The sequence below is a fragment of the Sediminispirochaeta bajacaliforniensis DSM 16054 genome, assembly GCF_000378205.1.
Lineage (GTDB): Bacteria > Spirochaetota > Spirochaetia > DSM-16054 > Sediminispirochaetaceae > Sediminispirochaeta > Sediminispirochaeta bajacaliforniensis.
The window spans coordinates 146472-159472 of the sequence record NZ_KB899412.1 but is presented as its reverse complement, the minus strand read 5'-3'; the positions used below and the strand labels follow the sequence as shown (position 1 = coordinate 159472).

Genomic DNA, 13001 nt, shown 5'->3' with positions numbered 1-13001 from the left:
ATGGAACAGCAATTCTCAAGCCGCATTGAAGAACAGTTTCGTATCCACTCCATAGACCGATCCCTCACCCTTTCAATACTTGATGGGTTCAATCGGGGCAATTTTGATCATTTCACACCTGCAACGGTCCGCGCCATTCCCGAACCGGATGGAAAGCGTATCATCGATATGAGTGAAAAAGAGCATGTGAGCCTTTCCGTTCCCCGAAAGACAGCCGAAAAACGGCTGGAATCTCTCATAGGGCCTCGTTATAAAGAATATATTCCGGATAACGTAAACAAGAAGGGAATGCTTACCTTTTCCCGAAGAGAACTCGAGCGGATTGGAATCGTATTGTACGCCAAGAGTGCCTTTGGTGTTCTTAACGGGGGATCGGCCACAAGTTATGTCGACGAAAAAAAGAACCGGGACTTTGCTCCCTCCCTGTTTGAATGGTATCGCACTATTTTCGAAGAGATAACCCCCAATGCCGCGGGCAAGGCAAAGGGGATAACCCCCGCATTCATTCATCCGGATGGTAGTTTGGGCCCAAGTTTCATGGAATTGAAGATGCGGGCCTTACTGCTTGGTGCCCGGGCCTACAGACAACGCACAGGGGATAAGCATGCAATTCCTCTGCCGCTTTTCCAGATGACAAGTAAATATAACAACGATCAGATTCTCGCCGCCTATGCGGAATATCGGAACAGTCCGTTTTTGACATCGCTCATCAAGGAGACAGGAATAGACGGAACCAAGGCACTGTCGGGGATACAGCCGCTGATTGCCGCCTATACCCACAGTAATCAGGGCAGGCCCAAAGGGCTTTTCACCCAGGCCTTCGGAGAAAAAGATAGACTGCTCCCCCTGCCCGGTGGACATGGACAAAATTTCATTGCATTAAAAGAGGTGTACAACTCCCTTCTGGCAAGGGGATACCGCTTTGCATGGCTTGGAAATGTCGATAACCTTGGTGCCAGTCCCGATCCTCTGCAACTCGGCTTCTTTGCTTTGAGCGACGCCCAGGCTGCCTTCGAATTCTCCTTCAAGACCGCCGTAGATGTTAAAGGCGGCATACTCATTCGTGATGAACAGGATCGGTTAAACTGTGCCGATATCGGGCCGGCGATATCCCCCGAAGAGCTCCAAAGGGTGGAAGCTTCGGGAAAACCAATACTATTCAACTGCGCCAGCGCCCTTTTCGACCTAAAAAAGCTTTGTTCACGTCTGGATACCATTATCAAAGAGCTTCCGCTGCGCTTCTCTGATCAGAAAAAAGATGCGGGCTGCTATAGTCAGGCGGAGCAGGTAACCTGGGAGGTGATTGGCATGCTCGATCATCCCCTGATTTTCGGAGTAAAAAAAAGCGAACGATTTCTTGCTGCAAAGCTTCTCACCGAAAGCCTTCTTACCAGCGGAATTGGGTTAGATGATCCCAATTTTCCCGATATTTCAAAGGGATCAAGCTCATTGAGAGAGCTTGGTAAGGTGCTGAATGCCGGGCTATGCAGAGGCCTTTCATCAAAATATGGGCTTACACTGAAAAACGGCAGATGGATACCGCAAGAGGAGACATAGACATCATTATGGAAAAACAATACAACCCTGGGGAATTTCATCCTCCCCTTTCGGGAGCAGACCCAAAAGAAGCGATCGATTTCGAAAAGGGAGGCGGCTTAGTCCCGGCGGTCGTACAGGAATGGGAAACAGGAATGGTGCTGATGCTTGCCTGGGTAAACAAAGAGGCCCTCTCTTTATCGATGGAAACGGGATATGCCCATTACTATTCGAGAAGCAGGAACAGGCTGTGGAAAAAGGGAGAAACCAGTGGCCATATCCAGAAGGTCAGGGAAATTCTCATCGACTGCGATGGGGATACCATCCTCTACATAGTGGAACAGACGGGGCCGGCTTGTCATACCGGGGCAAAAAGCTGCTTTTATCGAAGGCTTTCCAATTAGAACACAACTCCGACAACTAAAAAAGGGGTCTCTCTTCAGAGGCCCCCCTTTTCCCTTATCGAATTACGTCAATTAGTCGGCGAGAATAGCCTCAACGGGGCAAACTTCCGCACAGGTGCCGCAACTCGTACACTGATCGGGATCAATCCAACGATGATCGTCCTTTTCGCTAATAGCTTCAACAGGACATTCGGCTTCGCAAGCACCACAGTTGGTGCAGTCATCGGTAATTTTGTAAGCCATGACGTTCCTCCTTGTGAGTCTCTGGACTACTATATACTATGAGAGGAATGATAATCAAGTGAGAATTCACCGTTGTCTACTCCTTACCTTGATAGCCCCAGCTTTCGGATTTGCTGCCGAATGTCTCCCGTTCGGCAAGACAGAGTCGGACCCTTCCGGCTATTGCCTCGGCATCAAGGGCAACGGAAGACAAAAGTTCTCTTCGAGAGGCATGCGGCAAAAAACGATCGGGAACACCAAAGTGAAAAAGATCAATATCTGCATGATATCTTGATATAAGTGCAATCAGGTACTCTCCAATACCCCCGATTGATGATGCCTCTTCTACAATAATGAGTGTACGATAACTGGCACAACTGTCGAGCAGCCACTCTTCATCAATGGGCTTGGCAAAACGTATGTTACAAACATCGGCCCCAACCCCCTCTCGTTCCAGAAGATCGGCGGCTCCGACGCACTGTGCACAGCTCGCGCCGTAGGATAGAATAAGCACGTCTCCGCCTTCCTCTCGCAGGAATACTCCGCGTCCCTTTTCAATAGGACGGGAACAAGCCTCTCCAAGAGGAAGACAGGCGTCTTTGGGGTACCGTATCATACAGGGGCCGTCAAGGGTAAGGGCATATGCAAGCATGAGAGGGAGTTCCTCCTTTCCTGCAGGGGCAAGGAGTGTCATCCCGGGAACCGAGAGAAAAAGCGAAAGGTCGTAAAGCCCCTGATGAGTCTCACCGTCGGCACCGACAAGTCCCGATCTATCGAGGCAGAACAGCACAGGAAGTGAGGGAAGTGCTACGTCGTGGATCACCTGGTCCACCGCCCTTTGCATGAAGGTGGAATAGATGGCCACAACAGGTCGCATTCCCGATGCTGCAAGTCCCGCTGCAAAGGTAACAGCATGCTGCTCACTGATTCCGACATCAAAAAAACGATCGGGGTAGCTTTCACGAAAAGAAGAAAGCCCGGTTCCTTCGCACATGGCGGCAGTGATTGCGACAATTTCGGATCGTTGTTCAGCCTCACGCATCAAGGATTCGGCAAAAACCTCGGTGAAGGTCATAACACTCTTTCGCTCGATCTTTCCATCCACCGCAACCATGGGAGAAACCCCATGATAGGCCGTGGGATTTACCTCGGCAAGAGAGTGGCCCCGTCCTTTCTGCGTAATCACATGCACAATCACCGGCTTATGCAGATGGCGGACAGCCTCAAAAACCTCGGTAAGCCTGCTGATCGAATGGCCATCTATGGGCCCAACATATTCAAAGCCGAGTTCGGAAAAAATCGTCTCTTTAAAGACAACAGCTTTCAAGGCTTTCTTAAACCGTATAAAAAGTTCGTAAAGCTTGTAGCCGAGAAAAGGGATCCCCCGTAATCCGCGGTCGATGTATTTGCGAAGGGATTGATAAAACCTTGTCGTCGTTAATTTGGAAACCGATGCGGATAGTTTACTTAGATTTGAATTAACCGAAAGGCCCCCGACATTAGGGCTGATAGACCAGTTGTTATCGTTAAAGACGACGATAAGGTCTTTTGCAAGGTCTCCTGCGTGGTTCAGTGCCTCAAATGCCATGCCGCCGGTCATTGCACCGTCACCGATAACAGCAACGACCTTTCCTTCTGAATCACCGGAAAGCCGCATGCCGGTAAGGATTCCTAAACCCGCCGAAATCGAGGTCGAGGAGTGGCCCGTATCCATGGCGTCGTGAATACTTTCACTCCGCTTTGGAAAACCGCTTAAACCATCCTTCTTCCGAATGGTATCGAAACGATCCTCACGGCCGGTAAGCAGCTTGTGAGTATAACATTGATGGCCTACATCCCAGATAATCTTATCCTTCGGAGTAGAAAAAACCCTATGAAGGGCAATGGTCAACTCAACCACCCCAAGGTTGGATGCAAGATGGCCGCCGTTCTTCTGAACAACATGAATGATACGCTCACGGATTTCCTTTGCAAGAAAGGGAAGCGACCCCGAAGGCAGCCGTTTAAGATCGTCCGGCGAGTGAATAGCATGAAGATAGCCGTTTTGTTCGGCCCGCATAAGGCGAAAAACCTCCTGAGAAAACAAAACAAAATCAGGGAACAGAAGGGGGAGAATCGACGGGAAACAGAAGCTGCAGAAAACGGTTCATATATGCACGGAGAAGTTCTCTTTGCCGCTGCTGACTAAGGGAAGGACGGGAATTTTCACCAGAGACGGATTGATCCGCCGCCCCTTGAGCCCCATCAGAAGCGACAACAGGAGGAACGGTGTCATAGCGAAGATCATTCTCACCCAATACCTCTCCGGCAGGAAAAGCATTCGTGAGATAGACAAGCTTGGCATCGGCTATATCCTCGAATCGGACGCCCCCCTCTACAACAGCATCGGGAGCAACCGTTCCTTCAATGGAAACTTCCTCCCTTGTGCCATTAATGAGTATCTGCCGTCGACCGCTGATCAGAAGCGCACCACTATCATCCTTCCCAATAACCCTTGCTGCAAGGGAGGTTGAGAAAGAAAGATCATGCTTCGCCTCTACCGACCGATTCGATGAAGAATCGGCAGACGGCAAAAACGAAGTAAGCTCTCCGGCGTCTCCGCCGGAAAAGCTCAACTGCGTTGTATCGTCGGAAGTTTGAACCGAATTGAGAGAAAGTACGGTATCGGCATCAAGAAGAACCGAGATAAGGTCCCCCATCCCGTGACCGCCGCCAGCAGCGGCGTATCCGGGAAAACCGGGCTTCCAGAGAGACTCGGCGCCAAGCACCATCGGTCCAACTAAAAGTATGAGAATAAACCGACCAAAACTTGAACGTAAGCTTCCGTACCCGGTCACGCCGTGTCCCTATTTTTTCTTATGCCGATTCTTGCGCAATTTCTTTTTGCGCTTATGGGTGGCGATTTTATGTCGTTTACGTTTTCTTCCGCAGGGCACCTCGTCACACTCCTTTCCTGTAGTCCTTTGGCAATTATGACCATTGACTCCGAACTCGTCAAGGGGAGACCTCGCTTCATAACACGTTGCAATGGTTTAAAGCGTATCGTATGATAGGACTGATGCAAGGGGCACCGGGGGAATTCACATTCGGCTGGGCCGATCCCCAGATAAACAACATGCTAAAAAGTATCTCATCGGAGGAAGTAGGCTACACGCTTCATTTCAACCAGAATGAAGAATTCTTTCTCAAGCTTCAGGGCCCTTTCAAGGTACCGCAATTCCCCATCCATCACGATGTCGACAATCCGGGACCTTCGGATAGCTACAGGAGTGCAGTGATCGGCCTTTTAGAACAAATTTTGCCGCTTTGTCCTTCGGTTTTTACACATCTGAGTTATGTCTTCGATCCGACGGAGATTTTTCGTCCCCTGTTTTTTCATATCTACAAAATAAACGAGGCATATTATCTTTATCTCGTTCGGCTCGATCTTCGTTATCGTCCCAGTGAGGCCTCCATCATAGAACAGGGAGACAACGACCTAAGTCACTGCTTCCAGTCACGGAAGCTTTTTTTGGAGTGTGATCTGATTCCTCTTTCCGGCTTGGCAATAGAAGAAGGCAAAGTGGTTGGCTGTAGCATAGAGCAATCGGTCAGCCAAACATGGATAGGCGAAAGCGGCAGAGGCTACATCGTTCAGGGAATATGGATGGATCACGACCTCACGAAATTCTTTTCCAAACTGATGCTTCCGAACGGCAAAAAAAGTTACCCCTACTACCCTTTCAGTTGTAAACACCGATCGATCTGCCATTCCGTGCTCAACCTTTCGCCCGAAGGGAGGAAACGCCACCTTCACATTGCCGTTCAGGCACGATCCGTTTTGGCTCAACACATTGAGACGATGCAGGAAACCCTAAAACGGAAAACCTTTTCCGTTAACCTACCGCAATTCAGTCAGATCAAGGAGCAGATTCCGGAGTACTGGAACAAAATATGGGAACCCCTTATAGTAAAACCCTATCTTAATGAACACGATATGAAGGAGTTCCTGGTTGAGTTCAATGACTGAATACGAGGGAATGAAGGTCACCATCATGGGGCTTGGGCTCCACGGAGGAGGCCTTGCTTCGGCTCGATTTTTCATAGAGGAAGGAGCAGAGGTAACGGTCACAGACCTCCGGGACGAAAAGATTCTCGGCCCGAGCATCAGAAAACTCACCCCTTTCCCCGTTCGTTTTGTCCTAGGACGACACGAAATGAGCGATTTTTCGGAAGCCGATATCGTTGTCAAAAATCCGGCTGTTCCTGCTTCGAGTCCCTACCTGAAAACGGCGGCAAGGGTGGAAAGCGATATTTCAATTTTCCTGCGTCACAATAATCGGCCCATCATTGCTGTAACCGGCAGTAAAGGAAAATCAACGGTGGTCTCCGCAATGTTCCATGCCATACAGGTTCGTTATCCTGAGGCCCGGCTTGGCGGAAACATCACAGTCAGCCCCCTCACCTTTATCGACGAATGCAGAACAGAAAGTGACGCGCCTGTTATACTTGAACTTTCGAGTTGGCAACTTGCAGACCTGCGGGGAAAGGGACTTTTAAAGCCCGTGGTTTCGCTCATCACCAATATTATGCATGATCATCAAAACAGCTACGACAGCATGGAGGCCTACGTTGCCGACAAAAAGATCATCTATGCGGACCAGACCAAGGAGGCCTATACCGTAATAAACGGAGACGACCCGTGGTCTGTAGAATTTGCTTCCGAAACCCCTGCAAAGCCAATCCCTTTTTTTCGGGACGAGAACGCTGCCAGGGGAGTCTCGGCCTGGCTTGCCGAGGACGGAAGCGGTTGGTACAGGGATACGTCGGGTAAAGAAAAAATTCTGCCTGCGCACATAGCCATTTGCGGGGAACACAACCGGCTAAATCTTCTATCCGCGGCCTTGGTGCTGAAACTTTTCGGTATAACAGGCAGCGATATAAAAGAAAGGTTGGCAGGTTTTAGGGGTATACCCCACAGGCTTGAACTACTTACGGAAAAGCGGCAGGTTCGGTGGTACAACGACAGCGCATCAACCATCCCCGAAGCCACGGCCGTGGCGGTGAAGAGCTTTTCCGCTCCCTTGATACTTATCACCGGAGGGACCGATAAAAATCTCGATTTTTCTCCCCTCGAAAGCTATGCGGCCGTCCCGAAGAAGATGATTCTTTTGGAAGGAAGCGCCTCGGATAAGATGGCCGATATTCTAAAAAGCAGGGACCTACCCTTCTCAGGTCCTTTTGGCTCCCTCAAAGAGGCCGTCCGATGCGCCGAGGAAGAGGCCGCTCCCGGCGATGTAGTACTTTTTTCCCCGGGCGCAACCTCCTTCGGGATGTTTCTGAATGAATTTGACAGGGGAGATCAATTCAAGGCTCTGGTCGGTTCACTTTAGACAGCCTCTCGTCCTATTTTCGCTTTTTGTATTCAAGAAAATACCAGCGTCGAAGGCGCTCGAGGCTTCGGTACACCCCGGCACGAATGGAACGCAGGGCATAGTCCCAAGAGCCGAAGCGATGAAGGATAATCCCCCCGAAACCGGTTTTAAATCGATACAAGCCATGCATGGGATGGGAAGGATCGTCTGCGGGAGGAATTCCGAACAGGTCGTAGCTGACACAGCCGGAGGCCTTTGCATCGGTCATTGCCCGCCACTGTAGGGCATATGCAGGCATGAGATTGCGGTCACTATTTGAGGAAGCCCCATAAAGATAGGTTGCTTTTCCGGCGAATCGAGAAACAATGATGCCGGCGATGGCCCGCCCCTCGGTCCGTGCCATGAGAAGCTCAAGATCCACACCATCCTGTGGATGCTCCTTTACGAGGCGAAAGAGGCTTCGATAGTAGGACTCGGGATGGATGGCGATGCGGTCCCGCTCGGCTGTCTCCCGATAGAGATCGTACCAGGTGCTAAGGCCGCCTACCCCTTCGGAAGAAACCTCAACCCCCTTTCTGGAAGCAAGACGAACGTTGTAGCGGGTTTTCGACTTCATCTCGGATAAAAGCTGATCTTCGTCCGGATTAAGATCGATAAGCACCGTATTCGGGGGTTGTATATCGACAGGAGAGGGACGTAGCCCCTCTATTGCCGCCGATCCGGAGCCTGTATCCAGGGGCCATGGGAGGTCCCAGCGAAGCAGGAGCGTGTCGTAAGGAAGATATTCCTTTAGGGCCCTGGAAAGATTGGCCAACAACGCCCCCGATCCAGAAGGAAGGGAAGGATGCGGAGCATAGGCAATTGCAGCTCCCGGCATAAAATGACGGTAGAGTACAAGGATTGAGACCGGGGTCTTCCATGAAACAGCCGTTACCCGGAATGTGAAAGCCTTCCATCCATAAAGGCCTTTAAGACGAGCCCAGAAACGGCTCTGCAAAAGCCGATCCCCCTCAAAAGATTCGAGGGGGATCGGACGAACTTCTATAGTATCTGTGTTAACGGACATAAAGATCAGCCGACGCTTCCCTTTTTAACCTTGTTCGTTTTGATTGCCTTTCCGGCAACTTCGAGATGCTTACCGTCGACCTTGACAATGTGCTCTTCCACACCAATGGGCATGGAGAAAAAGGTATTGGCAGATATCCGTTTCAGGTCGTCACCTTCGGGTGCGCCCAGGTCGGTAAGAGCAACCCTACTACCAGGCTCAGCCCAGTCGGCAAAAAGAACCTCGATGGAGCGCTCTCCTTCGGGAGCAGTTTCATCATCGGCGGCAAGAAGCATTCCTTCGCTCTTCACTCCCCGCAGCTTCGCAGGCTTAAGATTGTAGACAAGAAGGATGTTATGGCCGAGAAGCTCCTCTTCTTTATAATATGGGACCAGACCGCTTACGATGGTACGCTGTTCGTAACCCAAATCAATCTTTTCAATATAGAGTTTGTCGGCCTCGGGATGGCGTTCAATCTCGGTAATCTTCGCCACCCGGATATCGACAGCCTCGGCGAATCGTTCAGCAAGAGGCTTCTCCTGCTCCGTTTTTTCTTCCATCTCTTTCTCCTTCTCCCGTGCTTCTCGTTCTTTCTGACTTCCGGAAAAACGCTCACGCAAAGATGCGATACGCTCATCCTCCAAGCGTTCGAAAAGAATCTCAGGTTTCTCAATGGAGGTAATACCCTTAAAATCACCGAGGATTTCCCAATCGGCCTTATCAATACCGAAAAAGGTCAGCATGCGGCCGCTTGTCCCGGGGATGAAAGGCTCCACCATTACCCCGAGATCCCGTACCAGGTAAACAAGAGTGGAGAGAAGGGAAGCCGCCGCATCAGGGTTTTCCTTGCGAAGCTTCCAAGGCTCACCCTCCTGGAATGCCTTATTTCCATAGGAAGAAAGGGCAAAGATCTTCCGGAATGCATCACGAAGCTCGGCCCTCTCAAAGTGATCGGTAATTTCGCTCTCACGTTCACGTATCCACGCTGCCATATCCGCATCTATTGCAGCCTGAGGAAGCCTTCCATCGTAAAAACGACTGACAAAGGTCAGGGTCCTGTTGACCAGGTTCCCCAGATTGCCAATCAATTCGCCGTTCACCTTTTCCTGAAAATCGCTCCAGGTAAAGAGAGCGTCTGACTTCTCCGGACGGTTGTAAAAGATGTAGAAACGCCATACATCCGCAGGAATACCGGTATCCCGGGCATCGGTTCCGAATACGCCGATCCCCTTACTCTTGGAAAATTTCCCGCTCTCATAATTGAGATATTCGGTACTGCTCATATGGTGCAGAAGGGTCCAGTTGTCCCCGCTGGCAATGAGTGATGAGGGGAAAATAACGGTATGAAAAGGGATGTTATCCTTCCCTATAAACTGGAACAGGTCAACCTCATCGGGATTTTTCCACCACGTTTCCCACTCGTCGGTGAGGTTTGCGGTAATGGAGATATATCCGATAGGGGCATCGAACCAGACATAAAAGACCTTTCCCTCATAGCCGGGCTTCGGCACGGGAATTCCCCACTTCAGGTCCCGGGTGATACAACGCTCCTTGAGGCCGTCCCGTATCCAGCTGCGGGTCATCTGAATCGCATTACGAGCCCAGAAGCCCTCGACCGACGCTTTATCGATCCATTCCTCAAGCCTCGGCCTGATCTTCGGCAGATCGAGATAGAGGTGGCGGGTCGACCTGAGTTTCGGTGTCTGACCGCATAAGCCACAGCGTGGATCGATGAGGTCCGTGGGATCCAACAGCTTGCCGCAGTTCTCACACTGATCGCCGCGGGCATCTTCATAGCCGCAGTGGGGACAGGTGCCCCTTACAAAGCGATCGGCAAGAAAGCGGTCGCAGGATTCACAGTAGAGCTGCTCGATGGTCTGTTCGGTAATATAACCGGCGGCATCGACCTTTTTAAAAATATCCTGGACAATATCGGTCTGCCATTGGGTCGATGTCCTTCCAAAGTGATCGAAGGCAATATTAAACCAAGAATAGATCTCCGAATGGATTTTGTAATAACGGTCACAGAGCTCTTTCGGGGAAACACCCTCTTCAAGTGCTCTTGTTTCCGTAGCGGTCCCATATTCATCGGTACCGCAGACATAAAGGGTTTCATAGCCCCTTAAGCGACAAAATCGTGAAAAAACATCTGCAGAGAGAACCTGAATGAGGTTTCCAAGATGAGGAATATTGTTTACGTACGGGAGAGCCGAGGTAATCAGTCGTTTCTTCTTCATAGTAGCAAAACTATAGCGCGATGAAGGCATGCTATGCAATATCGCCCAGGAAGGACAAACGCAATATTGCAGAGCTTTCCTTGACTATGACCTTATGAGAAGCTACCTTGTAAAAAGGAATACTCTGACCAAAGGAGGTAGTATGCCAGAACGCGATGTTACGCCAGGCAAGGGGCCGCAAATCACTCTCAGTCCCCGTCTGGTGATTATTGCGATCATTGTGATCGCCGTTGTAGGCAGCGTTATGTCGAGCTTTTTCAAAGTCGACGGAAGCGAACAATCTGTCGTTTTAAGGCTCGGTAAATTTAATAGGATTGTAGGGCCGGGGCTCCAGTTTAAAATGCCTTTCGGAATCGAACATAACTATAATGTACCGACCCAGGTTGTCCAGAAAAAAGAGTTCGGTTTCCGAACGCAGCGGTCGGGAATCGATACAATCTATGCCCCTGGAGACTTTCCAGAAGAATCGATCATGCTTACCGGGGATCTTAACATCATCGATGTCGAATGGATCATCCAGTACCGCATTTCCGATCCCAAGGCGTGGCTGTTCAACGTAAACGATCAAAACCAGACGATTCGGGATATCAGCCAATCGATAATCAACCAGCTTGTGGGAGACCGAGCCATCCTTGATGTCATCGGTTCGGAACGGAGTAATATCGAAATCCAGGCCCAAGAGCTGATGCAGCAGAAGTATGATCAGTACGGCCTCGGCATAACGGTGACTACGGTCAAACTGCAAAATACCGTACCCCCTGAGGGAGAGGTACAGGAAGCCTTTGAGGATGTGAATGCGGCGGTTCAGGACATGGAACGCTTCATCAACGAGGGGAAAGAGCAGTACAACAAGGAAATTCCCAAGGCACGGGGACAGGCTCAACGGATAACCCAGGAAGCCCATGGTTATGCGGCGGAACGCGAGAACCAGGCAAACGGTGATGTTGCCCGATTTCTCTCGGTGGAGCGTGAATACAGAAAGAGTCCTGAAATCACCAAACGGCGCCTTTACATCGAAATGATGGAAGACACCTTTGCCGATGCCGAGGGTACCGACCTGATTGATAAGCATCTCCAAAACTTCATTCCTTTAAAGAGCCTCCAGCAGGCGGGAGGTCAGCAGTGAAAAAGCTTGTAACAGTTTTGGTCGTCGTATTTATCGCCTTTATCATTTTCGTGCTCATCGGCCCCTTTTATGTGATCAACGAAGGGGAACAGGCTGTAGTCACTCGATTCGGAGCCATTGTGGATGTGGAACAGAATGCGGGCCTGAAATTTAAGATCCCTCTGATCGATAACGTGGTTAAGTATCCGAAACGAATACTTGGTTGGGATGGAGATGCACAGCGGATTCCCACAAAAGAGAATCAGTTTATTTGGGTCGACACCACCGCTCGATGGCGTATCAATGATCCCAAAAAATTCTACGAATCACTTTCCACCCTTGAGGGAGGATACTCCAGGCTTGACGGCATCATCGACTCTTCGGTACGTACCGTTATCAGTCAGAACAACCTACGGGAAGCTGTGCGAAACAGCAATATCATCAACGATATCGACCGCGTTCCCACTATTGGCCAGGGAGATAGTGCGGTCAGCCAGGATGAAGTTAACCTTGAAGAGTTGAAAAAGCTTACCTTTACGAATCAAAATTATGAGGAAGTAAGCAGGGGCAGAGAGCAGCTCAGTCGGGATATGTTCAGTGCGACGGCGGAACTTATGCCTCAATTCGGAATAGAGTTGATAGATGTGGTACTTCGTCAGATACGATATTCCGATGAGTTGACCAACAGCGTCTATGAAAGAATGAAAAAGGAACGAAACCAGATTGCCGAAGCCTACCGCTCCTACGGTGAAGGGCAGAAAGCGATTCTGCTTGGACGTCTTGAAAACGAGAAAAAGCAGATCCTTTCCAAGGCCTACGAAGAGGCGGAGACCATTAAGGGTACCGCAGACGCAACGGCAACGACGATCTATGCAGATGCTTATGAGACCGATCCTAATTTTTTTAATTTCTGGAGAAGCATCGAAAGCTATCGAAAGACCCTTCCGAAATTCAACAAGACACTCAGCACAGATATGGAATACTTCAATTATCTCTACAACGAGGACGGGCGATAGAGTCGCTTTCGGAATAGAGTAGAACCGGCGGCTTTTGCCGCCGGTTTTTTTGTGCTCCCCATAGTGTACCGAATCCTGGTGA

The 13001-nt window shown here is 50.1% G+C and carries 11 protein-coding genes; 6 read left to right on the top strand and 5 right to left on the bottom strand.

Annotated features, from left to right (window positions below):
• Positions 1–1557, top strand: coding sequence for a UTP--glucose-1-phosphate uridylyltransferase (locus tag F459_RS0108535; RefSeq protein ID WP_020612315.1), 1557 nt, complete (start codon positions 1–3; stop codon positions 1555–1557).
• A complete protein-coding gene (hisI, locus tag F459_RS0108530; RefSeq protein ID WP_245540127.1) occupies positions 1533–1940 on the top strand; it encodes a phosphoribosyl-AMP cyclohydrolase in 408 nt (135 codons plus the stop codon). Before F459_RS0108535 ends, hisI begins: the two co-directional genes overlap by 25 nt.
• Positions 1941–2012: 72 nt before the next feature.
• On the opposite strand, the gene F459_RS0108525 is transcribed toward hisI, so the two are convergent.
• The 3 genes from F459_RS0108525 to F459_RS0108515 all read right to left on the bottom strand — a co-directional run bounded on the left by F459_RS0108525 (position 2013) and on the right by F459_RS0108515 (position 4999).
• Positions 2013–2183 carry a 4Fe-4S binding protein gene (locus F459_RS0108525; protein WP_013255445.1) on the bottom strand — a complete coding sequence of 57 codons (171 nt, stop codon included), beginning with the start codon at positions 2181–2183 and terminating at the stop codon, positions 2013–2015.
• Positions 2184–2259: 76 nt separating this feature from the next.
• A complete protein-coding gene (gene dxs, locus F459_RS0108520; protein WP_020612313.1) occupies positions 2260–4221 on the bottom strand; it encodes a 1-deoxy-D-xylulose-5-phosphate synthase in 1962 nt (653 codons plus the stop codon).
• A gap of 34 nt (positions 4222–4255) precedes the next feature.
• Positions 4256–4999, bottom strand: coding sequence for a flagellar basal body L-ring protein FlgH (locus F459_RS0108515; protein WP_020612312.1), 744 nt, complete (start codon positions 4997–4999; stop codon positions 4256–4258).
• A 221-nt stretch (positions 5000–5220) separates the two neighbouring features.
• Here F459_RS0108515 and F459_RS0108510 point away from each other — a divergent pair, with 221 nt between their 5' ends.
• Positions 5221–6171: a hypothetical protein gene (locus tag F459_RS0108510; RefSeq protein WP_245540126.1), complete on the top strand. Its 951-nt coding sequence runs from the start codon at positions 5221–5223 to the stop codon at positions 6169–6171.
• Positions 6164–7534 carry a UDP-N-acetylmuramoyl-L-alanine--D-glutamate ligase gene (gene murD / locus F459_RS0108505; RefSeq protein WP_020612310.1) on the top strand — a complete coding sequence of 457 codons (1371 nt, stop codon included), beginning with the start codon at positions 6164–6166 and terminating at the stop codon, positions 7532–7534. Before F459_RS0108510 ends, murD begins: the two co-directional genes overlap by 8 nt.
• Positions 7535–7547: 13 nt before the next feature.
• Here murD and F459_RS0108500 read toward each other — a convergent pair whose 3' ends face one another.
• On the bottom strand, positions 7548–8582 hold the full coding sequence (locus F459_RS0108500) for a lipid II:glycine glycyltransferase FemX (protein ID WP_020612309.1): 1035 nt from the start codon (positions 8580–8582) through the stop codon (positions 7548–7550).
• Between the two features lie 5 nt (positions 8583–8587).
• Positions 8588–10798 carry a methionine--tRNA ligase gene (gene metG / locus F459_RS0108495; protein WP_020612308.1) on the bottom strand — a complete coding sequence of 737 codons (2211 nt, stop codon included), beginning with the start codon at positions 10796–10798 and terminating at the stop codon, positions 8588–8590.
• Between the two features lie 142 nt (positions 10799–10940).
• Here metG and hflK point away from each other — a divergent pair, with 142 nt between their 5' ends.
• On the top strand, positions 10941–11924 hold the full coding sequence (gene hflK / locus F459_RS0108490; protein ID WP_020612307.1) for an FtsH protease activity modulator HflK: 984 nt from the start codon (positions 10941–10943) through the stop codon (positions 11922–11924).
• Complete coding sequence (hflC, locus tag F459_RS0108485) at positions 11921–12919, top strand: protease modulator HflC (RefSeq protein WP_020612306.1); 999 nt, start codon at positions 11921–11923, stop codon at positions 12917–12919. The genes hflK and hflC overlap by 4 nt, the downstream gene beginning before the upstream one ends.
• Positions 12920–13001: the final 82 nt, after the last annotated feature.